We start from the raw sequence: 22,525 nt of genomic DNA, 5'->3' as shown, positions 1-22,525 counted from the left end.
ATGACCATGCGTCATAGCTAACCCGAGGCGCGGCGCCTACCACCGCTGACGCCTCTAGAGATGGAGATGTAGTGGCAGGTAAGGCCCGTGTACACGAGTTGGCCAAGGAACTCGGTGTCACCAGTAAGGAAGTTCTCGCTCGTCTGAGCGAACAGGGCGAATTCGTCAAATCCGCGTCCTCCACCGTGGAGGCCCCGGTCGCGCGCCGGTTGCGCGAATCCTTCGGCGGCGGCAAGAAGGCCGCCGAGAAGGCCAAATCCGAGGGCAATGGTTCGGCGGCCGCGTCGACCGCTGCGCCTGCCAAGAGCGCCGCTCCGGCGGAGCCCGCGAAGGCGCCCGCGCCCAAGCCTGCGGCACCTGCCGCCGAGGCTCCGTCCGCCGCGCCGCCCGCGGCGGCCGCCGCCCCGCCGGCCACACCGGCTGCGCCGCCCACCCGCCCGGGGCCGACACCCGGCCCCCGGCCGGGTCCCACGCCGGGCGCGCCGAAGCCGGCGCCACGCGTTCCCCGCGTCGGCAACAACCCGTTCTCCTCTCAACAGCCGGTCGACCGGCCGATGCCCCGTCCCCAAGGGCCCCGGCCCGGACCGGGTGGTCCGCGTCCCGGTGCCCCACGCCCAGGCGGTGCGACGCCCGGCAACATGCCGCCGCGTCCGCCCGGCGCGCGGCCCGGCGCGATGGGTCGCCCCGGTGGTCCGCGTCCCGGCCCCGGTGGCCGCGGACCCGGTGGCGGCGGTGGTCGTCCCGGTGGTCCCGGCGGTGGTGGCGGTGGCGGTAACTACCGCGGCGGTGGCGGCGGCGCACCCGCCGGCGGAGGTTTCCGGGGCCGTCCCGGTGGTGGCGGCCGCCCCGGCCAGCGCGGCGGTGCGGCCGGTGCGTTCGGTCGTCCCGGCGGCGCGCCCAAGCGCGGACGGAAGTCGAAGAGGGCGAAACGCGCCGAATACGAGAACATGCAGGCGCCGGTCGTCGGTGGCGTCCGCCTGCCGCACGGCAACGGTGAAACGATCCGGTTGGCCCGCGGCGCCTCGCTGAGCGACTTCGCCGAGAAGATCGACGCCAACCCGGCCGCGCTGGTGCAGGCACTGTTCAACCTCGGCGAGATGGTCACCGCGACGCAGTCCGTCGGCGACGACACGCTCGAACTGCTCGGCAGCGAGATGAACTACAAGGTTCAGGTCGTCTCCCCGGAGGACGAGGACCGCGAACTGCTCGAGTCGTTCGACCTCACCTATGGCGAGGACGAAGGCGGCGAGGAGGACCTCGAACAGCGTCCGCCGGTCGTCACCGTCATGGGTCACGTCGACCACGGCAAGACCCGACTGCTGGACACCATCCGTCAGGCCAACGTCCGCGAGGGCGAGGCCGGCGGCATCACCCAGCACATCGGCGCCTACCAGGTCGAGGTCGACCTCGACGGCAACGTCCGCCCGATCACGTTCATCGACACCCCGGGTCACGAGGCGTTCACCGCCATGCGTGCCCGCGGCGCGAAGGCCACCGACATCGCGATCCTGGTGGTCGCCGCCGACGACGGCGTGATGCCGCAGACGGTCGAGGCCATCAACCACGCGCAGGCGGCCGAGGTGCCGATTGTGGTGGCGGTCAACAAGATCGACAAGGAAGGCGCCGATCCGGCCAAGATCCGCGGCCAGCTCACCGAATACGGGCTGATTCCCGAGGACTACGGCGGCGACACGATGTTCGTCGACATCTCGGCCAAACAGGGCACCAACATCGACGCGCTGCTGGAAGCGGTCGTGCTGACCGCCGATGCGGCCCTGGACCTGCGGGCCAACCCGGACATGGAGGCCCAGGGTGTGGCGATCGAGGCGCACCTGGACCGCGGCCGCGGCCCGGTGGCCACGGTGCTGGTGCAGCGCGGCACGCTGCGGGTCGGCGACTCCATCGTGTCGGGCGACGCCTACGGTCGCGTCCGCCGCATGGTCGACGAGCACGGCGAGGATGTCGAGGAGGCGTTGCCGTCGCGGCCCGTGCAGGTCATCGGTTTCACGTCGGTGCCGGGTGCAGGTGACAACCTGCTCGTCGTCGACGAGGACCGCATCGCGCGTCAGATCGCCGACCGGCGCAGCGCCCGCAAGCGCAACGCCCTGGCCGCGCGCAGCCGCAAGCGGATCAGCCTCGAGGACCTGGATTCGGCGCTGAAGGAAACCAGTCAGCTGAACCTGATCCTCAAGGGCGACAACGCCGGTACGGTCGAGGCGCTCGAGGAGGCCCTGCTGGGCATCCAGATCGACGACGAAGTCGAACTGCGCGTCATCGACCGCGGCGTCGGTGGTGTCACCGAGACCAACGTCAACCTGGCGTCGGCCTCGGACGCGATCATCATCGGCTTCAACGTCCGCGCGGAGGGCAAGGCCACCGAGCTGGCCAACCGCGAGGGTGTCGAGATCCGCTACTACTCGATCATCTACCAGGCGATCGACGAGATCGAAGCGGCGCTCAAGGGCATGCTCAAGCCGATCTACGAGGAGCGCGAACTCGGCCGCGCCGAGATCCGCGCGATCTTCCGGTCGTCGAAGGTCGGCAACATCGCCGGCTGCCTCGTGCAGTCGGGGATCATGCGACGCAACGCCAAGGCCCGGCTACTGCGCGACAACGTCGTGGTGGCCGAGAACCTCACCGTGTCGTCGCTGCGCCGCGAGAAGGACGACGTCACCGAGGTCCGCGAGGGTTACGAATGCGGTCTGACGCTGACCTACTCCGACATCAAGGAAGGCGACGTCATCGAGACCTACGAGTTGGTCGAGAAGGAACGGGTGTAGATGGCTGACCCCGCACGGGCGAAGCGACTGGCCAAACGTATTTCCACCATCGTCGCCTCGGCGATCGAGTACGAGATCAAGGATCCGCGGCTGTCGGGTGTGACGATCACCGACGCCAAGGTCACCAACGATCTGCACGACGCGACGCTGTACTACACGGTGCTCGGCGCGTCGCTGTCCGAGGAGCCGGATTACGGCGGGGCAGCGGCGGCGCTCGAGAAGGCCAAAGGTGTGCTGCGGTCCAAGGTGGGCGCGAGCCTGGGTGTGCGTTTCACGCCCACGCTCGCGTTCGAGCGCGACACCGTTCCCGACGCCGCGGTCAAGATGGAGGAACTGCTGGCCCGCGCTCGCGCCGCAGATGAGGATTTGGCGAGAGTTCGGCAAGGTGCCAAGCACGCCGGCGATGCGGACCCGTACCGTGTCAGTGAGGTGGAGGGCGAGGCAGTAGCCGGGGGGCCCGACGACTCCGAGGACAGCGGTGACCGCGATCGACAAGACGACTGACGCCCTGGAAGTGGGCGATCGGGTTGACGCCCACGGCGCAGCCGAACTGTTGTCAGCGGCCGCCTCGGTCGGAGTGGTCTGCCACGTCTATCCCGACGCCGACACCATCGGCGCCGGTCTGGCGCTGGCGCTGGTGCTCGACCAGGTCGGCAAGAGCGTCGAGGTGAGTTTCGCGGCGCCCGAGAAGCTGCCCGAATCGCTGCAGTCGCTGCCCGGCGGGCATCTGCTCGTCCGCCCCGACGCGATGCGCCGCGACCCCGACCTGATCGTCACCGTCGACATCCCCAGCATCAACCGCCTCGGTGCGCTGCGCGGCGTCGTCGACGACGGTCGCGAGGTCCTGGTCATCGACCACCACGCCTCCAACCAGCTGTTCGGCACCGCCAACTACGTCGACGCCTCGGCGGACTCCACCACGATGCTGGTGGCCGACCTGCTCGACGCGTGGGACAAGCCGATCGACATCGGCGTCGCACACTGCCTGTACGCGGGCCTGACCACCGACACCGGTTCGTTCCGGTGGGCCAGCCCGCGCGCGCACCGGCTGGCGGCGCGCCTCGTCGATCTCGGCGTCGACAACGCCGGCATCAGCCGGACCCTGCTCGACACCCATCCCTACGCCTGGCTGCCGATGCTGTCTCGGGTGCTGTCCTCGGCACAGCTGCTCAAAGATGCCGCCGGTGGCCGGGGCCTGGTGTACGCGGTGGTGTCACACGACGAGTGGGTCGACGCCCGACCTGAGGAAGTCGAAAGCATCGTCGACATCGTGCGGACCACCGACGAGGCCGAGGTGGCCGCGGTGTTCAAGGAGATCGAGCCGGGGCACTGGTCGGTGTCGATGCGGGCCAAGTCCTACGACCTGTCGCCGGTCGCGAGCGGGTTCGGCGGCGGCGGTCACCGCCTGGCCGCGGGATATTCGGCCACCGGGTCCGCCGAGGACGTGGTGAAGGCGTTGCACGCGGCCCTTGGCTGAGCCCGAACTGGAGCCGCCGAACGCTCCGGTGACCGGCCGCCGGATCGCCGGGCTGGCAGTTCCGGCACTCGGAGTGCTGGCGGCCGAACCCATCTACCTGTTGTTCGACCTCGCGGTCGTGGGCCGGTTGGGCGCACTGGCACTGGCGGGTCTGGCGATCGGCGGGCTGATACTGACCACGCTGAGCTCGCAGATGACGTTTCTGGCGTACGGGACCACCGCCCGGTCGGCCCGCTTCTACGGCGCAGGCAATCGGGCGGCCGCCGTCGGGGAAGGCGTGCAGGCCACCTGGCTGGCGTTGGGGTTGGGTGCGGTCATCGTCGCCGCGGTGCAGGTGTTCGCGGTCCCGCTGGTGTCGGCGCTGGCGGGGTCGTCCGACGGGGGAGAGATCGCCGACGAGGCGCTGTCGTGGGTGCGCATCGCGATCATCGGCGTACCCGCGATCCTGGTGTCGGCGGCGGGCAACGGGTGGATGCGCGGGGTGCAGGACATCGTGCGGCCGCTCAAGTTCGTGGTGTTCGGGTTCGGGGTCTCAGCGGTGCTGTGCCCGCTGCTGGTCTACGGCTTGCTCGGTATGCCCCGGCTCGGGTTACCCGGCTCGGCCGTCGCGAACGCAGTGGGGCAGTGGGTGGCCGCCGCGTTGTTCTGTCGTGCACTGCTGATCGAACGGGTGCCGCTGCGGCTGCACCCCGGGGTGTTGCGCGCGCAGGTGGTGATGGGCCGTGACCTGGTGTTGCGCACGCTGGCGTTCCAAGCGTGTTTCGTGTCGGCGGGAGCTGTCGCGGCCCGGTTCGGCGCGGCCGCCGTCGCCGCGCACCAGGTCGTGCTGCAGCTGTGGAATTTCCTTGCGCTGGTGTTGGATTCGCTGGCGATCGCCGCGCAGTCGCTGGTCGGTGCGGCCCTGGGCGCGGGTCAGCTCACGCACGCCAAATCGGTGGCGTGGCGGGTGACGATCTTCTCGGCGTTGGCCTCGGCGGTGCTTGCCGTGGTATTCGCGGCCGGTGCGTCGGTGTTTCCCAGCGTGTTCACCGACGACCGCTCGGTGCTCGACGCGATCGGGGTGCCGTGGTGGTTCATGGTGGCCCAATTGCCGGTCGCCGGAATCGTTTTCGCGCTCGACGGGGTCCTGTTGGGCGCCGGTGACGCGAAGTTCATGCGCAATGCGACGCTGGCCAGCGCGCTGGTGGGCTTCCTGCCGTTGATCTGGCTGTCGTTGGCGTTCGGCTGGGGGCTGCTGGGTATCTGGGCGGGGTTGTCGACGTTCATGGTGCTGCGGTTGGTGTTCGTCGGCTGGCGCGCGTTCTCTGGCCGTTGGCTGGTGCCGGGCACGGGTTGATCTGTAATCGGCGCGAGGGACCGCGTTTGCGCACGACACGCCACTGAAAATAGACCAAATGTGGACGCTCGCGGACCGCCAGCGGCCGCGCTATGCGCGGGTCCGGGCTACTGCGGCCCAGCCGAACTCCGTCGTCTTGACCCGGACATCGCCGAATCCCGCTGCCGCCAACCGATCCGGCAGTGTCGCGGGGTCGACGGGGTTGTAGGTGTCGCCTTCGTGCGCGACGGCCAACTCGTCGCTGCCGAGGCTGTCGCTGGCCACCAGCGCGGCCCCGGGTCGCAGCACCCGGGCGACCTCGGCGAAGAGCCGATCCTGAAGTTCGGCGGTGGGGACGTGATGCAGCATCGTGAAACACGCCGCGCCGGTGAAGCGGTCGTCGGCGTAGGTTAGCGCGGTCGCGTCGCCGCGCACGATCTCGACGGTCGGCACATCGGCGAAGCGCGTTATCAACATCGCCGCGAGTTCGTCGTCGATCTCGACTGACGTCAGCCGGCCCACCGACTCGCTCAGCACGTCGGTGGTGGCACCGTAGCCGGGGCCGACCTCGAGCACGTCGTCGCCGAGGTCGACCTCCCCCAACGCCCACGGAAGAATTACCTCGCGGATCAGCTGTCGCCATTCCTCGCTGCCGCAGTACTCATGCGCTTCGTTCACGCTCGCAGCGTACGAGCGACCGCAAACTGCTGTAAATCCGCGGCGTGTCGTGATCAGACGCGGTCGCTCGCGCAAGGGGGCGCGCGTTCGCGCAAGGTGGCGCGCTCGCGCAAGGTGGCGCGCTCGCGCAAGGTGGCGCGCTCGCGCCAGAAACGGTCAGCGGACCTGGGCGCGGCCCCGCTGCAACACGGCGTCGCGGTTGGCGGCGATGTCGTCACCGCTGGTCGTGCGCATCCACTCGCGCGCCGACGCCGCCTCGATCCACAACCCCTCGTTGGTCTGCGCCTCGTCGATGCGGTGATACGACGCCAGCAACGCGCGTACGGCCTGCTGGTTGTTGCCGACGATCGACGCCGCGACCTGCCGGGCGGTCGACATGAGCTCGGCGTGCGGCACCACCTGAGTGACCAACCCGGTCCGCAGGGCCTCCTCGGCCGACAGGTAGTCGCCGGTCAGGCTCATCCGGCGGGCCATCCCGACGCCGACCTTTTGCGGCAACCGCACCGACAGCCCCCACGTCGGCAACAGCCCCACCCGGGCGTGCGTATCGGCGAAGCGCGCCTGTTCGGAGGCGATCAGCACATCGCAGTACAGGGCGATCTCGAGGCCACCGGTGACGGCCGCGCCGTTGATCGCGCCGATCACCGGCTTGGTCATCGGCGGCCACTTCGGCGAGATGTCGGGCAGCTCGGTGGTGTCGCCCAGCTCCTTAAGGTCCAGACCCGCGCAGAACACCGGATCGGCGCCGGTGACGATCACGACGTCGACGTCGTCATCGGCCTGAGCCTCACCGAGGGCCCGGTAGAACCGCCTGCGCAGCTCGGACGACAGCGCGTTGCGCGCCTGCGGCCGGTTGAGGGTCAGGGTGCGCACCCGATCGCGGGTGTTGATGAGCAGGATGTCGTCAGTCACCCGACGAACCTATCGTGGAGCCATGTGCCGAAACATCACCGAGCTACGCGGACTCGAACCGGCGGCGACCGACGAGGAGATCGAGGCCGCCGCGCGTCAGTACATTCGCAAGATCAGCGGAATCACCCGGCCGACCGCGGCCAACGCCGACGCCTTCGAGGCCGCCATCGCGGAGGTCACCGCCACCACCCACCGGCTGCTGGAGTCTCTGCCGGCCCGGCGCCAGCCGCCGAAGACGGTGCCGCCGTTGCGCCGGCCCGAGGTGCGGGCCCGCATGAACAGCAAAGCTGCGGCCGCGACGTAGCACGATGACGACGACGCTGACGCAGCCCGCGCTCAAGGAGTGGAGTGCTGCCATCCACGCGCTGCTGGACGGCAGGCAGACCGTTCTGCTGCGCAAGGGCGGTATTCACGAGAAGCGGTTCGCGGTCGCCGCGTCGCGCTTTCTGCTGTTTCCGACGGTCGCGCACAGCCACGCCGAGCGGGTGCGCCCCGAGCACCGCGATCTGCTCGATGTAGCGACCGCCGACAGCACAGAGGACGCGGTGGTCGTCCGCGCCGGCGCCCGCATCGTCGCCGCAGTGGAGGTGAACCGCCCCGAAGCCCTCGAAGAGATCGCGCCCCTGCATATTTGGACCGACGCATCGGTGCGCGCCGACCGGCTCGATTTTCGGCCCAAGCATCGGCTCACCGCGCTCGTCGTCCAGGCCTGCCCGCTCTTAGCCCCGCTGCGACTCGAACGCACACCCGAGTATGCCGGCTGCACCAGCTGGGTGCAGCTGCCGATCGACCCCGAGTGGGCGGCCCCGGTGCACGACGACGCCGCGCTGCACGAGATCGCCGAGCGGGTGCGCCGTTCGGTGGGCTGACCCCGCGCCTCAGCCGGCGGGCGGCTGCGGCGCGGCGGGCAGCACCAGCCGCGACGCGCCGTCGCCGAGATGCACGGTGTGGGTGGCCGGCGCGAGGCTCTTACCCGTCCCGAGCGGTTCGCCGGTACCGAGGTTGCGGGCGAACCGGGGGTGTGACCCGCCCGCCACGAGCACCCGGATCCGTGAACCCGCACGGAAGCGGTGCGCGATCGGGTCGAGTTCGATGCGTACCGGTCCGGAATCCGGTGCGGCGCTGACGTAGCCGTCGCTCACGTTGTGTGAGCGTCCCTTGGCGTCGACCTCGCTCAGGCGCACGAACACATCGTTGTACGGGTTGTCGCACGAATGCGAGAGCTCCACGACCGGCACCCCCACCACATACTTGTCGGCGGGCAGGCGGTCGCCGGTGAAGCTCAACACGTCGGCACGCTGCGCCAGGCGGGTGTCCTTGCGATATCCGCCTTCCGGCGACAGCAGCCGGCCGCCCACCGTCGGCGTCGGATTCGCCGGGTTGTATGTGAACGTCGACGGGGCCGCGGTCTCCGGCGGGACGGCATCGCCGAGGCGACCGCCCGGCTGCAGGTAGCGCACCACTTCGGGCATGGCCGGCGGCCACTCGGGCAGGTCGATCCAGCCGCTGCCGTTGACGAAGATCCGCACAGGCTGGCGCCGCTTGCTGTCCGCGCCGGTGAGGTGGGCGCCCAACCAGTCGAGCGTCTCGCGGATGGCGGTCGGCGCGGCCTTGGTCATCAGCTGGGTGTGGATCCACGGGCCGACGGTCAGTCCGACCTCGACTCCGCGCGCACGCAGCCGCCGATACTGGGCCATCGTCTGCTCCAGGAACAGGTCCTGCCAGCCGCTGATCAGCAGCACCGGCACGTCGGCGGTGTCCAAGGCCCGACGCAGGTTCAGCGCGGTCCAGAAGGGATCGTCGGCATCGGGATGATCGAGCCAGGACTCCCACCACGGCGCACCCTCGCCCAGCAGCGCGCGGCCCGCCTCGCCGGCGGGCAGCCTGCTCATCGCACGGGCCAGCCGGCGCCGCGACCGCAGCTGTCGCACCAGCGCCCGCGCCCGGTTCGGATCCTCCTGATGGGCCACCAGGTGGCTCCAGCCGAGGAAGTCGCTCAGCGCGAACGAACCGGGACCCCACCGCGGCCCGCTGACGTCGTGCGGACCGACGGTGATCACCGCGGCCCTCATCTCCGGTGGCGGGTCGGTGAGCAGCGCCCACTGGGTGAAACCGAGATACGACAGCCCGATCGTGGCGAACGAGCCGGTGAACCACTCCTGGTTGCGCAGCCACTCGACGGTGTCGGCGCCGTCGGCGATCTCGTTGACCATCGGGTCGAAGTCGCCGCCGGAGCCGTAGGTTCCGCGCACGCTCTGCAGGACGACGTGATAGCCGCGTGCGGCGTAGACGCGTCCGTAGATGGCGGCGAAGGGGAAGTCGCGGCCATAGGGGCAGCGGACCAGCAGCGTGCCGGCGGGGTCCGGTGTGCTGGGCGCATAGTGGTCGGCGCGCAGCTCGACATCGTCGCGCATCGGTACACGGACCTTGTGGACGGTGAAGTCGGTGGTGTGCGGCGGCAGCCGCAGCAGGCGTGACACGGTGCGTCCGGTGAGCTGCTTGACCTTCGAACGGGATGCCGGCGGTGCGGCGACGGAGGATGCGGTCACGTCACGAGGCTACGCAGACTCGATGCCGCCGCGTTCGATCGCCTGTGTCACCTGGGCCATCAACCAGTCGATCGCACCGGTGGCCGCGTCGCCGTCCAGGCCCCACACCGCGACCAGGCGCTCGTAGGTGGGCGGGCTCCACAGCACGTCGAGCAGGCCTGCGATCGCGCGCCGCTGTTCGTCGGGGAGCTGCGGTGAGGCCTCGGTCACCGCTCGCAACAGCGCATCGCGGCGGCGGACGTCGGAGCTGACGAACGCGGGATCGACCGGCGACGGTGTGCTGTGCTTGACCGAGAAGCGTTGCAGCGACGCGAAAACCCGCCCTGTCACCTCACTCAGGTTCGCCAGCGTGACGTCCTCATAGGACACCCCGGCTTCGGTCTCGAGCCGTTGCATCACCGCGTCGTGCAGATGGCGTTCGGTCGGGAAATACCGGTACACCGTCCGCTCGCCGACCCCGGCCCGCGCGGCGACGGCCTTGAACGTCAGCTCGCGCCAGTCCCACGTCTCGAACTCATGCACCAGCGCACTGCCCGCGGCGACGATGCGCTCGCGGGTGTGTGCTGCCTTGCGCCTGCGGACGCTGTTGTCGTACGAGCGCGTTGACGAGCCGGCCATAGTAGTGGCAGTGTACTGTCACCAATTCGGTGGGAGGTGCAGTGTGGCATCCGTCGAGGATCTGATGGCCGCGGCCGTCGAGCGCACCGGACTCGAGGACTTCGGCGAGGACTCGTTCCGCGAGGGCCTCGAGATCCTCGTCCGTGCGCTGAGCGAAGAAGCCCGGCTCAACGCGCGCGGCGAGGACTTCGTCTACAACCGCATCGGGCTGCACCTGTCGCAGCGGCTCCAGGTAGAGGATTGGTACCGCCGCCACCCCGACATCGACGACGAGCAGATCGCCGCGCCGCTGTTCGGGTTGGGCCTGCCGCGGACGGGATCGACCGCGCTGTCGTTCCTGCTCGCGCAGGATCCCGACGTCCGTTACGTGCGCAGCTGGGAGTCCGCTCAGCCGTGCCCGCCACCGTCGACCGTGCGCGGCGACGACCCGCGCATCCCGCCGGATCAGCGGCCCGTCCTCGTGGGCACCCGCCACCACGTGCCCACCGACATCCGCGGACCGATGGAATGCCTGGACCTGATGGCGCTCGACTTCAAGTCCCAGATCTTCCAGGCCTACGCACAGATTCCGACCTACTCGCAATGGCTCTGCGACCGAGCCGATTTCACGTCGACGTACCGCTATGAACGACGGGTCCTCAGATTGCTGCAGTGGGGGGAACCGACGCGCCCATGGCGGCTCAAGTCGCCGGCACATGTGCTTTCGCTGGACTACCTCGACCGCGTGTTCCCCGATGCCCGCTTCGTCATGACGCACCGCGATCCGACCGACGTGCTGCTGTCGGTCGTCGACGTCTACGCCGACATCGTCGGCGGCTTCACCGATCACCTCGACCGGCGCTATCTCGGTGAACTGAACGTCACCCAGTGGTCGACGGGGATCACGCGGGCGATGGCGTTCCGCAATAAGGCTGCAGAGCGGTTCTACGACATCGACTTTCGGGTCATGCAGAACGATCCGATCGGCGAAGTCAAGCGGTTGTACAGCTGGCTCGGCGAGACGGTGACCGAACGGTTCGAGGCCGGTATGCGGGCGTGGTGGACCGAGAACGCCGAGAAGCGCGAGCCGCACCCCAAGGCCGACCCGGTGGCATTCGGATTGGACGACAGCGTAATTCGGCCGTTGTTCGCGGCCTACGTGGACGCCTACGCCGGCGGCTCTGGGCGTTACGGCCAGCAGGAGGAAAGCACCGCATGACCGTCGACGTAACGGGCGGCATCGACCCGGCCCGCGAGCACATGTTCGTCGAGCGACCGCACGACCCCGAGATGCGGGATTCGGTGAGCTTCTGGGTGTTCGACGACCGCGGCGAGGTCGGCCTGCCCAGGATCGGCATCGAGGCGGTCGCGTCCAACTGGGACGCTCACGGACTGCAGGTCAACCTGGCGTTCGCCGACGGACGCGTTTACCGCTTGCGCGCCGACGGGCAGAGCGCGCCGGTCGAGGGCCGCAACGGCGAGCCGACAGTGCTCGGCGCGGGGCCGCTGACGTTCGAGTGCGTGGCGCCGTTCGACACGTGGACGGTGACGTTCGACGGTCAGGCCGTCCAGACGTCCTCGGAGGCGCTCACCACCGGCGACAAGAGCGGCCCGCTTGTCGACGTGCGATTCGAGGTCGAGGCGAGAATGGCGGTGCCACCGTGGATTCAGGGGGCGATGCGCGATGATGCCGCCGACCAACTGAAGACGACGGTGGTCGGGGAGTTGATGGGCGGCGCCCGTTACGAACAGTTGTTCCGCGCCGACGGGATCGTGGAGGTGGCCGGACGTCGGCACCCGTTGTCGGGAAGCGGGCTGCGCATCCGTCGCCAAGGCGTGCGCCGACTGGAGGGGTTCTGGGGGCACTGCTGGCAGTCCGCGCTGTTCGGAAGCGGACGAGCGTTCGGCTACATCGCCTACCCGCCGCGGCCCGACGGCCAGCCGAACTACAACGAGGGTTACCTGTACCTCGGAGACCCGGCCGGCCTGATCCCCGCCCGCGTCGTCGAGGCCCCGTGGCTGCGCCGGTTGCGGCCGCGCGGCGAGGATGTGTCACTGGTGCTCGAAACGGCCCGCGGAACCGTGCACATCGAGGGGGAGACGGTGCTGTCCACCCACGACATCACCGATCCCGCTGAGCTTCCCGCCGAACAACTGGAGAAGATGGCTAATTGGACGTTCCCGGCCCTGCAGCAGGCCGGTGTGCGCTACCGCTGGGACGGCGAGGAGACGATCGGGATGCTAGAGCGGTCCAGCCCGATGGACCGCATCGAACACGACAGCTGAACGCGCGGGCCGATCAGAAGACTCAGAACACGTAGTGCGGAATCAGCTCGTGCGCGCGCTGCAGGTTGGTCTGCATGCAGTCGGGGTCGGGCTCGGAGTAGATCGGCGAGTAGAACAGCGACTGCTGCAGCACGCCGTAGCTGGTGTCGAAGGCGATCATGCAGGTGATCCACCAGCGGTTGTTCCAGTCCGTCGGCTTCATGACCCAGTACTGCGCCGCGCGGTGTCCGTCGATGTCGAGTTGGACTGCATCGGCGGGCAGCGTCTGCTCGTAGGTGCGCCAGACGATGGCCTCCACGGCCATTTGATAGTTGCCCGCGTCGTACCTGCACCGCAGCTGATCCTCCGGTGTCGGCGGGGTGAACGTCAGACCGATCGCCTGCACCGCCTCGAGCGGAATCTGCTTGCACGGGTTGAACGGCGACGGGTCGGTGGTCTCGATGACGGGCCACTTGATCGACGTCGTGACATTCGTCATCGGAATGTCGACGGCGTCCACCCGCGGGGCGCCGGCCGGGTTGGCCTGCCACACCACCATCACCGCAGCGATCAGTGCGCACAGTGCCGAGACCAAGCGCAGCTTGGCGAGCATGTCACCCCTTTGTTCGTCGGTCCGACCCTGCGGGGAGTGTAGCGGGCCGCTGCCAGCACCCGAAGAGGAAACAAGAACCTGTTCTAGTTGCCGGACGAGCCGCGCGCATCCGGTTAAGTACCCTGGTCAGTTGTGACACGCGACGGCCGACGACCCACGCTCTGGGCGATCAGCGACCTCCACACGGGTCACACAGGCAACAAACCCGTGACCGAGTCGCTGCATCCGGCCTCGCCCGACGACTGGCTCATCGTCGCCGGCGACGTCGCCGAACGCACCGACGAGATCCGCTGGGCCCTGGACCTGTTGCGCAAACGGTTCGCCAAGGTGATCTGGATACCGGGCAACCACGAGCTGTGGACTACCAACCGCGACCCGATGCAGATCTTCGGCAAGGCCCGCTACGACTACCTGGTCAACATGTGCGACGAGATGGGCATCATCACCCCCGAGCACCCGTTCCCGGTGTGGACCGAGGAGGGCGGTCCGGCCACGATCGTGCCGATGTTCCTGCTGTACGACTACACCTTCCTGCCCGAAGGCGCCGCTACCAAGGCCGAGGGACTGGCCATTGCGCGCGAGCGCAACGTCGTCGGCACCGACGAGTTCCTGCTGTCCGCCGAGCCCTACGCCACCCGCGACGCGTGGTGCCGCGACCGGGTGTCCTACACCCGCAAGCGACTCGAGGACCTCGACTGGATGACGCCGACGGTGCTCGTCAACCACTTCCCAATGGTTCGCGAACCCTGCGACGCGATGTTCTACCCCGAGTTCTCGCTGTGGTGCGGCACCACCGCCACCGCCGACTGGCACACCCGCTACAACGCGGTGTGCTCCGTCTACGGACACCTGCACATTCCGCGCACGACGTGGTACGACGGTGTGCGGTTCGAGGAGGTGTCTGTCGGATATCCGCGAGAGTGGCGCCGCCGCAAGCCATATCGCTGGATGCGCCAGATCCTGCCCGACCCGCAGTATCCGCCCGGGTACCTCAACGAGTTCGGCGGCCACTTCCAGATCACCCAGGAGATGCGGGAGAACGCGCAGAAGGTGCAGCAGCGGATCCGCGACAGGCAGGTTTCGCGATGACGGTCGCCGCGTCGCTGCTGTCCGGTGTGCTGCCGGCGACGACGCCGGGCCTGGCAGCCGCCGAGGTCTACCGCGACCCGCCGGGCCTGGCGCCGCTGCCCGAGGAGGAGCCTCTGGTCGCGCGGTCGGTCGCCAAGCGGCGCAACGAGTTCGTCACGGTGCGGTACTGCGCGCGACAGGCACTCTCCGAGATCGGTGTCGGACCGGTGCCGATTCTGAAGGGGGAGAAGGGTGAACCCCGGTGGCCCGACGGCATCGTCGGCTCGCTGACGCACTGTGAGGGCTATCGCGGGGCTGTGGTCGGCCGGCAGGCCGAGGTGCGGTCGGTGGGCATCGACGCAGAACCGCACGGTGTGCTGCCCGACGGTGTGCTCGACGCGATCAGCCTGCCCGCCGAGCGAATCGAACTGAAACAGCTGCCGGGCGAACTGCACTGGGACCGAATCCTGTTCTGCGCCAAAGAGGCGACCTATAAGGCGTGGTTCCCGGTGACCCGCCGGTGGCTGGGTTTCGAGGACGCGCACATTGTCTTCGACGTCGACGACAGCGGCACCTCCGGCAGTTTCGTCTCGCGAATCCTGATCGACCCGGCGGCGATGCACGGAACCCCGCTGGAATCCCTGGCCGGTCGGTGGTCGGTCCGCGACGGTCTGGCGCTGACCGCGATCGTGCTATGACACAGGCGGGTCTGGTCATCGTCGACAAACCCGTGGGCATGACGAGCCATGACGTCGTCGGCCGCTGCCGTCGCTTCTTCGGCACCCGCAAGGTCGGCCACGCCGGGACCCTTGACCCGATGGCCACCGGCGTTCTCGTCGTCGGGATCGAGCGCGCCACCAAGATACTTGGACTGCTGACGGCGACGGACAAGGCGTACTCCGCGACCATCCGGCTCGGGCAAACCACCTCGACCGACGACGCCGAAGGCGAGGTGCTGCAGCAGGTTTCGGCCGACGTCGTTACCGACGAGTGCATCGAGCGCGCGGTCGCGGACCTTCGCGGCGAGATCGACCAGGTCCCGTCGGCGGTGAGCGCGATCAAAGTCGGCGGACAGCGCGCCTACAAACTCGCGCGCGAAGGGCAGGCCGTCGAGTTGGCACCCCGCCGGGTGTGTATCGAGCGGTTCACGGTGCTAGACGTCCGCCGCGAACCCGGCGTCGTCGACGTCGACGTCGAGGTGGAGTGCTCCAGCGGCACCTACATTCGTGCACTGGCCCGCGACGTCGGCGCCGCGCTGGGAGTCGGTGGGCATCTCACCGCGTTGCGTCGCACCAGAGTCGGCGGTTTCGGGTTGAGTGAGGCGCGCGCGCTCGACGAGCTCGCCGAAACCCCACGACTGTCGTACAGCCTCGACACCGCATGTCTTTTGGCCTTCCCGCGGCGGGAACTGACCTCAGACGAGGCCGAGGACGTGCGGCACGGCCGACCGCTCGAACCGGCGGGCATCGACGGGATTTACGCCGCGACGGCTCAGGACGGTCAGGTCATCGCGCTGCTGGAAGACCGGTCGGAACGCACGAAGTCGGTCGTCGTGCTGCGTCCGGCGACCTTGTAGGCCGGCGCATCCGGGCGCATACTGACGCCGTCCTAGAGATGGGAGCCGAAAATGGCGTCTCCGTACAAAGCTCTTCAGGTCGCATTGGGCGTGTTCGGCGTGGTTTCCCTCTGCCTGTATCCGCTTGCCGCGGTGTGGCCGTCAGGTTGGGCGTGGCATCCGGGACCGCCGCATCACTCCGACTACTTCATGATGATCGTCGGGCTGTATGCGACCCTCGGGGTCTTTCTGGTGTGGGCGGCGCGTAATCCGCGCGCTCATCTGAGCCTGATCTGGTTCACGGTGTGGTCCAGCGTCGTGCACGCCGTCATCATGGCGGTGCAGTCGGTGCGCGGTGAGCACCAGACCGGGCATCTGGTGGGCGATGTGCCCGCACTGCTGTTGGTCGCGATCGTGTTGGCGGTGCTCGTGCGGGCTTCCGGCCTCACGATGTCCGAGGAACAACCGGCCGCCGTCGAACGAAGCTGAGGGGACACCCCGCGGATGTGGAGCCATGGCGAAAATCCGGCGGCCGGTTATCGCCGCCGACCATTCGGGAAGGCGCCCGCCTTGCAGCGAAAAATTCGCTGATAGGCGGGCACTCGTCGCAGTGGTCGGCAGCCCGCCACAGCCACCATCGCGCTAGCTCGCGACCACCCAGATCGCTTCTGCGGCAGGGCTTCCCAGCTCGACGGTGGTGTCGTCGCCGTCTGTCGACTCGATGGCCACCGAGATCATGCCGGCGAAGTCGCGCCGGGCCACCACACGAAGGCGCGAGTCCAGGCTGATGCCGACACTGTCGAAGTACCGCAGCATCTCAGGATCGGCGTCCGAGATGCGCGCTATCGTGCCGCGGTCGCCGTCGTTGCAGGCCGACAACTGGCGCGCGTCCGGGGCGGGCACGCGTCCGTCGGCGGCCGGAATCGGATCGCCGTGTGGATCGCGCGTCGGATGCCCGAGCTTGGCGTCGATCCGGTCGAGCATCCGGTCCGACACCGCGTGCTCGAGGACCTCGGCTTCGTCGTGCACCTCGTCCCAGCTGTAGCCCAGCTCGCGCACGAGGAACGTCTCCATCAGCCGGTGCCTGCGCACCATCGCCAGGGCGGCGGCCCGGCCGGCCTCGGTCAGCGTCACCGCGCCGTACTTCTCGTGGTCGACCAGGCCCTGGTCGGCGAGCTTGCGGATCGACTCCGAGGCGGTGCTGGCCGACACGCCGAGACGCTCGGCCAGCAACTTGGTGCTCACCTTCTCCTGCGACCACTCCTGAACGGTCCAGATGACTTTCAGGTAGTCCTGGGCAACCGTCGTCAGGTCACGCGCATCGCCGGCAGGATTCACAATGACAAAGTTTAGGCAATACTCACCTCATCTGGGGGATCCGGCGACGCGGAGGACCCCTGTCGCGCCGTAGGCTTGCCCTCGTGCAGCGCTGGCGGGGACAAGACGAGATCCCGACGGACTGGGGCCGATGCGTGGTCACCATCGGGGTTTTCGACGGTGTGCATCGCGGACACCAGGAGCTGATCAACCACGCGGTCAAGGCCGGCCGGTCCCGCGGCGTGCCCACGGTGCTGATGACCTTCGACCCGCACCCGATGGAGGTTGTCTTCCCGGGCAGCCATCCCGCCCAGCTGACCACGCTGACCCGGCGCGCCGAACTGGTCGAGGAACTCGGCGTCGACGTCTTCCTGGTAATGCCGTTCACCGCCGACTTCATGAAGCTGACCCCGGAGCGCTACATCCACGAACTCCTGGTCGAACACCTGCACGTGGTCGAGGTCGTTGTGGGGGAGAACTTCACGTTCGGCAAGAAGGCGGCGGGCAACGTCGAGTTGCTGCGCCAGGCCGGCGAGCGGTTCGGCTTCGCCGTGGAGAGCATGACCCTGGTCTCCGAAGTGGCCGACACCGACCGGGCCGTCACGTTCTCCTCGACTTACATCCGGTCCTGCGTCGACGCGGGCGACGTCGTCGCCGCGGCCGAGGCGTTGGGGCGCCCGCACCGCGTCGAGGGGGTCGTGGTGCGCGGCGACGGACGGGGCAAGGTGCTGGGCTTTCCGACCGCCAACGTGGCGCCGCCCATGTACTCGGCGATTCCCGCCGACGGCGTCTACGCGGCGTGGTTCACCGTGCTGGGCCACGGTCCGGTCGCGGGCAGCGTCATCCCCGGCGAGCGGTACCAGGCCGCGGTCTCGGTGGGGACCAATCCGACGTTCTCCGGACGCACCCGCACCGTCGAGGCATTCGTGCTCGACACCACCGCCGACCTGTACGGTCAGCACGTCGCCGTCGATTTCGTGGCCCGGTTGCGCGGCCAGGAGAAGTTCGTCAACGTCGACGACCTGGTGGAGCAGATGGGCCGCGACACCGAACACGCCCGCACAGTCCTGGCTCGGTGACACCGGCACCGTTGAGCTGCGATTTCGCCGCTCACCTCGGCCGCTGCTAGACTGCCTGCCGACCGGGCGTGCGCTGCAGTTCGCGGCGGCCGCGCCTTCCCGGGGCCCACCCCTCCCCTTCCCGCGGACTGAAAAAGATGGAGTTGTTTCGTGGCGCTTACCGCCGAAGAGAAAAAGTCGATCCTGAGCGACTACGGCCTGCATGACACCGATACCGGCTCGCCGGAGGCGCAGGTCGCCCTGCTGACCAAGCGGATCATCGACCTCACCGAGCACCTGAAGGTGCACAAGCACGATCACCACTCTCGGCGTGGTCTGCTGCTGCTCGTCGGCCGCAGGCGCCGGCTGCTCAAGTACGTGGCCCAGGTCGACGTCCAGCGGTACCGCACGCTGATCGAACGACTCGGCCTGCGTCGCTGACCTCGTACCGGCGCGCGAACGCGCGACGGGATTCGGCCGGGTACTCCTCGCAGAGTACGATGGCCTCGTTCGACTGCCATTGAGGCGCGAACGACCTGGGTGCGGTTTTCGCAGCTCCGCGAGCACCGTTCCCGCGTGTCATAACCAGGACCTGCTCGATCGCGCGGTCTTCGGTAGTGGCTGCCGGAAGAACTGCCGGCAGCTTCGATCGATGGCCGTAGCCGCATCGAGGCCGGTGGTTCAAGCGCTGTGACGACGCGAAAACAGCTAAACAGTGGAGACACTGAACCAGAGAGGCCATACGGACACCTATGTCTGTAGTTGAAATTGAAGACGGCGTGTACGAAGCGACCGCCGTGATCGACAACGGGAGCTTCGGCACCCGCACCATCCGTTTCGAGACCGGCCGGCTGGCCCAGCAGGCCGCCGGCGCCGTCGTCGCCTACCTCGACGACGAGACGATGTTGCTCTCGGCGACATCGGCCAGCAAGACCCCTAAAGACCATTTCGACTTCTTCCCGTTGACCATCGACGTCGAAGAGCGCATGTATGCCGCGGGTCGCATCCCCGGTTCGTTCTTCCGCCGCGAGGGCCGCCCGTCGACCGACGCGATCCTGACCTGCCGGCTGATCGACCGCCCGCTGCGGCCGACGTTCGTGGCCGGCCTGCGCAACGAGATCCAGGTCGTGGTCACCGTCATGAGCCTGGATCCCAAGGATCTGTACGACGTGGTCGCGATCAACGCCGCGTCGGCGTCCACGCAGATCGCGGGCCTGCCGTTCTCCGGGCCGGTCGGCGGCGTGCGTGTCGCGCTGATCGACGGGACCTGGGTCGCCTTCCCGACCGTCGAGCAGCTCGAGCGGGCGGTGTTCGACATGGTCGTCGCCGGTCGTGCCATCGAGGGCGGCGACGTGGCGATCATGATGGTCGAGGCCGAGGCCACCGACAACGTCGTCGAGTTGATCGCCGGCGGTGCGCAGGCGCCCACCGAGAGCGTCGTAGCCGAGGGCCTGGAGGCCGCCAAACCGTTCATCGCGAGCCTGTGCGCAGCGCAGCAGGAGTTGGCCGAGCGCGCCGCCAAGCCGACCGCCGACTACCCGGTGTTCCCGGAGTACGGCGAAGACGTCTACTACGCCGTCGCCTCGGTGGCCACCGACGCATTGTCGGAGGCGCTGACCATCGCCGGTAAGGCCGAGCGCAACGACCGCACCGACGAGATCAAGGCCGAGGTGCTCGAGCGGCTGGCCGAGCAGTACGCGGGCCGCGAGAAGGAGGTCGGCGCCGCGTTCCGCTCGCTGACTAAAAAGCTTGTGCGCCAACGCATCCTGACCGATCACTTCCGCATCGACGGCCGCGGTATCACCGACATTCGCGCGCTGAGTGCCGAGGTCGCCGTCGTCCCGCGGGCGCACGGCAGCGCGCTGTTCGAGCGTGGCGAGACCCAGATTCTGGGCGTCACCACACTCGACATGATGAAGCTGGCCCAGCAGATCGACTCGCTGGGGCCCGAAACCTCCAAGCGCTACATGCATCACTACAACTTCCCGCCCTACTCGACCGGTGAGACCGGCCGTGTCGGTTCGCCGAAGCGCCGCGAGATCGGCCACGGTGCGCTGGCGGAGCGGGCGCTGATGCCGGTGCTGCCCAGCGTCGAGGAGTTCCCGTACGCGATCCGCCAGGTGTCGGAGGCGTTGAGCTCCAACGGTTCGACGTCGATGGGCTCGGTGTGCGCATCGACGCTCGCGCTGCTCAACGCCGGTGTGCCGCTCAAGGCTCCGGTCGCGGGCATCGCGATGGGCCTGGTGTCCGACGACATCGAGGTTGATGGCAAGACTGAGCGCCGGTTCGTCGCGCTCACCGACATCCTCGGTGCCGAGGATGCGTTCGGCGACATGGACTTCAAGGTCGCGGGCACCAAGGAGTTCGTCACCGCGCTGCAGTTGGACACCAAGCTCGACGGCATTCCGTCGCAGGTGCTCGCCGGCGCGCTGTCGCAGGCCAAGGACGCCCGGCTGACGATCCTCGAGGTGATGGCCGAGGCCATCGACGGGCCCGACGAGATGAGCCCGTACGCCCCGCGGATCACCACCATCAAGGTGCCCGTCGACAAGATCGGCGAGGTGATCGGGCCCAAAGGCAAGATCATCAACCAGATCACCGAGGAGACCGGCGCGTCGATCTCCATCGAGGACGACGGCACGGTGTTCGTCGGCGCGACCGACGGACCGTCGGCGCAGGCGGCGATCGACAAGATCAACGCGATCGCCAATCCGCAGCTGCCCAAGGTCGGCGAGCGGTTCCTCGGAACCGTCGTCAAGACAACGGATTTCGGCGCCTTCGTGTCGCTGCTTCCGGGTCGCGACGGGCTTGTCCACATCTCGAAGCTGGGACGTGGCAAACGCATCGCCAAGGTCGAGGACGTCGTCAAGGTCGGCGACAAGCTGCGTGTGGAGATCGCCGACATCGACAACCGCGGGAAGATCTCGCTGATCCTCGTCGACGAACAGGAAGATGGAGCCGCGTCCAATTCCGACGCCGCGCCGGCAGATGCCGCAGCGGCCAGCAGTTAGGGCGTTGCGCCACACCGAACGTGGCGACAGATCAGCGGAGGCAGTGCGTCGCACGGTGTTACCCGGTGGCCTGCGTGTGGTCACCGAGTACCTCCCGTCGGTGCATTCGGCGTCGGTCGGGCTATGGGTCAACGTCGGTTCGCGCGACGAGGGCCCGAGTGTCGCGGGTGCGGCGCACTTCCTCGAGCACTTGCTGTTCAAGTCGACGCCGACCCGGTCGGCGGTGAGCATCGCGCAGGCCGTCGACGCGGTCGGCGGCGAGCTCAACGCCTTCACCGCCCGCGAGCACACCTGCTACTACGCGCACGTGCTCGACTCCGATCTGGAGTTGGCCGTCGACCTCGTCGCCGACGTCGTCTTGCGCGGACAGTGCGCGGCCGAGGACGTCGAGGTCGAACGCGACGTGGTGCTCGAGGAGATCGCGATGCGCGACGACGATCCCGAGGACACCCTCGGCGACGAGTTCCTCGCCGCGATGTTCGGCTCGCATCCGGTTGGACGCCCGGTGATCGGCAGCGTGGACTCGATCTCCTCGATGACCCGCGCCCAACTGCACTCCTTCCACGTCCGCCGCTACACCCCCGAGCGGATGGTGCTCGCGGTGGCGGGCAACGTCGATCACGACGACGTGGTGTCGCTGGCGCGCGAGTACTTCGGCGCGCGTCTGATGCGTGGCCGCACACCGGTGCCGCCCCGCAAAGGTGCCGGCCGGGTGGGTGGACGCCCGAGCCTGGAACTGGTCAACCGGGACTCCGAACAGACGCACCTTTCGCTGGGTGTGCGCACACCGGGACGGCACTGGGAGCACCGCTGGGCGCTGTCGGTGCTGAACACCGCGCTCGGCGGGGGCCTGAGTTCGCGGCTGTTCCAGGAGATTCGGGAGGCTCGTGGGTTGGCGTACTCGGTGTACTCGACGATCGACACCTTTTCCGACAGCGGCGCGCTGTCGGTGTACGCGGGTTGCCTGCCGGACCGCTTCGACGAGGTTGCCCGCGTGACCACCGATGTGCTCGAGGCCGTCGCAAGCGACGGGATCACCGAAGACGAGTGCCGGATCGCGAAGGGTTCCCTGCGCGGCGGACTGGTGCTCGGCCTGGAGGATTCGGGATCGCGAATGAACCGCATCGGCCGCAGCGAACTGCATTTCGGTGAGCACCGCACCATCGACGAGACGTTGGCGAAGATCGACGCGGTCACGCTCGACGAGGTCAACGCCGTCGCGCGCCGGCTTCTGCGGCGTCCCTACGGCGGCGCTGTGTTGGGTCCGCTTCAATCGAAACGGTCACTGCCTCAGCCGCTTCGGGCCATCGCCGGCTGATCACCTACGCTG

Annotated in this window: 22 protein-coding genes; 16 read left to right on the top strand and 6 right to left on the bottom strand. The window is 68.5% G+C overall.

All coding sequences use genetic code 11. The annotated features are described in order from the left end of the window. The first annotated feature begins 71 nt into the window (after positions 1-71). The 4 genes from infB to CEX88_RS01575 are packed head-to-tail and all read left to right on the top strand — an operon-like array spanning position 72 to position 5,593. Entirely contained in the window at positions 72-2,780 is a 2,709-nt protein-coding gene (gene infB, locus CEX88_RS01590) for a translation initiation factor IF-2 (protein ID WP_094292144.1), read from the top strand. Then, the gene (gene rbfA / locus CEX88_RS01585) at positions 2,781-3,284 is read left to right on the top strand and encodes a 30S ribosome-binding factor RbfA (RefSeq protein ID WP_064349765.1); all 504 of its coding nucleotides are present in this window, start codon (positions 2,781-2,783) and stop codon (positions 3,282-3,284) included. Next, a complete protein-coding gene (locus CEX88_RS01580; protein WP_066841503.1) occupies positions 3,259-4,257 on the top strand; it encodes a DHH family phosphoesterase in 999 nt (332 codons plus the stop codon). Before rbfA ends, CEX88_RS01580 begins: the two co-directional genes overlap by 26 nt. A gap of 7 nt (positions 4,258-4,264) precedes the next feature. Continuing rightward, a complete protein-coding gene (locus CEX88_RS01575) occupies positions 4,265-5,593 on the top strand; it encodes an MATE family efflux transporter (protein WP_094292290.1) in 1,329 nt (442 codons plus the stop codon). A 90-nt stretch (positions 5,594-5,683) separates the two neighbouring features. Here the strand turns inward: CEX88_RS01575 and CEX88_RS01570 are convergent, their stop codons facing one another. Next, on the bottom strand, positions 5,684-6,250 hold the full coding sequence (locus CEX88_RS01570; RefSeq protein ID WP_094292143.1) for a class I SAM-dependent methyltransferase: 567 nt from the start codon (positions 6,248-6,250) through the stop codon (positions 5,684-5,686). A 156-nt stretch (positions 6,251-6,406) separates the two neighbouring features. Next, a complete protein-coding gene (locus CEX88_RS01565) occupies positions 6,407-7,162 on the bottom strand; it encodes an enoyl-CoA hydratase (protein ID WP_094292142.1) in 756 nt (251 codons plus the stop codon). Positions 7,163-7,184: 22 nt separating this feature from the next. Here CEX88_RS01565 and CEX88_RS01560 point away from each other — a divergent pair, with 22 nt between their 5' ends. Further along, positions 7,185-7,466, top strand: coding sequence for a DUF2277 domain-containing protein (locus tag CEX88_RS01560; RefSeq protein ID WP_094292141.1), 282 nt, complete (start codon positions 7,185-7,187; stop codon positions 7,464-7,466). A gap of 4 nt (positions 7,467-7,470) precedes the next feature. After that, positions 7,471-8,031 carry a DUF1802 family protein gene (locus CEX88_RS01555; protein ID WP_066841498.1) on the top strand — a complete coding sequence of 187 codons (561 nt, stop codon included), beginning with the start codon at positions 7,471-7,473 and terminating at the stop codon, positions 8,029-8,031. Between the two features lie 9 nt (positions 8,032-8,040). Here CEX88_RS01555 and CEX88_RS01550 read toward each other — a convergent pair whose 3' ends face one another. Both CEX88_RS01550 and CEX88_RS01545 read right to left on the bottom strand, forming a co-directional pair. After that, positions 8,041-9,711, bottom strand: coding sequence for a CocE/NonD family hydrolase (locus CEX88_RS01550; protein ID WP_094292140.1), 1,671 nt, complete (start codon positions 9,709-9,711; stop codon positions 8,041-8,043). A gap of 9 nt (positions 9,712-9,720) precedes the next feature. Next, complete coding sequence (locus CEX88_RS01545; protein WP_066841496.1) at positions 9,721-10,329, bottom strand: TetR/AcrR family transcriptional regulator; 609 nt, start codon at positions 10,327-10,329, stop codon at positions 9,721-9,723. Positions 10,330-10,372: 43 nt separating this feature from the next. Here CEX88_RS01545 and CEX88_RS01540 point away from each other — a divergent pair, with 43 nt between their 5' ends. Beyond that, complete coding sequence (locus CEX88_RS01540; protein WP_094292139.1) at positions 10,373-11,527, top strand: sulfotransferase family protein; 1,155 nt, start codon at positions 10,373-10,375, stop codon at positions 11,525-11,527. Then, positions 11,524-12,594, top strand: coding sequence for a hypothetical protein (locus CEX88_RS01535; RefSeq protein ID WP_094292138.1), 1,071 nt, complete (start codon positions 11,524-11,526; stop codon positions 12,592-12,594). Before CEX88_RS01540 ends, CEX88_RS01535 begins: the two co-directional genes overlap by 4 nt. Positions 12,595-12,616: 22 nt before the next feature. Here CEX88_RS01535 and CEX88_RS01530 read toward each other — a convergent pair whose 3' ends face one another. After that, positions 12,617-13,186 carry a DUF3558 domain-containing protein gene (locus tag CEX88_RS01530; protein WP_066841493.1) on the bottom strand — a complete coding sequence of 190 codons (570 nt, stop codon included), beginning with the start codon at positions 13,184-13,186 and terminating at the stop codon, positions 12,617-12,619. A gap of 132 nt (positions 13,187-13,318) precedes the next feature. On the opposite strand from CEX88_RS01530, the gene CEX88_RS01525 reads away from it, so the two are divergent. The 4 genes from CEX88_RS01525 to CEX88_RS01510 are packed head-to-tail and all read left to right on the top strand — an operon-like array spanning position 13,319 to position 16,298. Next, a complete protein-coding gene (locus tag CEX88_RS01525) occupies positions 13,319-14,275 on the top strand; it encodes a metallophosphoesterase family protein (RefSeq protein ID WP_064394502.1) in 957 nt (318 codons plus the stop codon). Continuing rightward, a complete protein-coding gene (pptT, locus tag CEX88_RS01520) occupies positions 14,272-14,952 on the top strand; it encodes a 4'-phosphopantetheinyl transferase PptT (protein ID WP_094292137.1) in 681 nt (226 codons plus the stop codon). The genes CEX88_RS01525 and pptT overlap by 4 nt, the downstream gene beginning before the upstream one ends. Continuing rightward, positions 14,949-15,830 carry a tRNA pseudouridine(55) synthase TruB gene (truB, locus tag CEX88_RS01515; RefSeq protein WP_094292136.1) on the top strand — a complete coding sequence of 294 codons (882 nt, stop codon included), beginning with the start codon at positions 14,949-14,951 and terminating at the stop codon, positions 15,828-15,830. Before pptT ends, truB begins: the two co-directional genes overlap by 4 nt. Positions 15,831-15,881: 51 nt before the next feature. Beyond that, entirely contained in the window at positions 15,882-16,298 is a 417-nt protein-coding gene (locus CEX88_RS01510) for a DUF6632 domain-containing protein (RefSeq protein ID WP_094292135.1), read from the top strand. A 153-nt stretch (positions 16,299-16,451) separates the two neighbouring features. Here the strand turns inward: CEX88_RS01510 and mntR are convergent, their stop codons facing one another. Further along, the gene (mntR, locus tag CEX88_RS01505) at positions 16,452-17,147 is read right to left on the bottom strand and encodes a manganese-binding transcriptional regulator MntR (RefSeq protein WP_064394496.1); all 696 of its coding nucleotides are present in this window, start codon (positions 17,145-17,147) and stop codon (positions 16,452-16,454) included. 83 nt (positions 17,148-17,230) lie between these two features. On the opposite strand from mntR, the gene CEX88_RS01500 reads away from it, so the two are divergent. The 4 genes from CEX88_RS01500 to CEX88_RS01485 all read left to right on the top strand — a co-directional run bounded on the left by CEX88_RS01500 (position 17,231) and on the right by CEX88_RS01485 (position 22,513). Further along, entirely contained in the window at positions 17,231-18,205 is a 975-nt protein-coding gene (locus CEX88_RS01500; RefSeq protein ID WP_094292134.1) for a bifunctional riboflavin kinase/FAD synthetase, read from the top strand. 150 nt (positions 18,206-18,355) lie between these two features. Then, a complete protein-coding gene (gene rpsO / locus CEX88_RS01495) occupies positions 18,356-18,625 on the top strand; it encodes a 30S ribosomal protein S15 (protein ID WP_064394493.1) in 270 nt (89 codons plus the stop codon). A 311-nt stretch (positions 18,626-18,936) separates the two neighbouring features. Beyond that, positions 18,937-21,195 (top strand): polyribonucleotide nucleotidyltransferase, encoded by a 2,259-nt coding sequence (locus CEX88_RS01490; RefSeq protein ID WP_066841487.1) that lies wholly within the window; start codon positions 18,937-18,939, stop codon positions 21,193-21,195. Beyond that, positions 21,173-22,513: a M16 family metallopeptidase gene (locus CEX88_RS01485; protein WP_066841542.1), complete on the top strand. Its 1,341-nt coding sequence runs from the start codon at positions 21,173-21,175 to the stop codon at positions 22,511-22,513. Before CEX88_RS01490 ends, CEX88_RS01485 begins: the two co-directional genes overlap by 23 nt. Positions 22,514-22,525 lie beyond the last annotated feature (12 nt).

The sequence above is a fragment of the Mycobacterium neumannii genome (genome assembly GCF_002245615.1).
GTDB lineage: Bacteria > Actinomycetota > Actinomycetes > Mycobacteriales > Mycobacteriaceae > Mycobacterium > Mycobacterium neumannii_A.
This window is presented reverse-complemented; position numbering and strand designations above follow the sequence as displayed.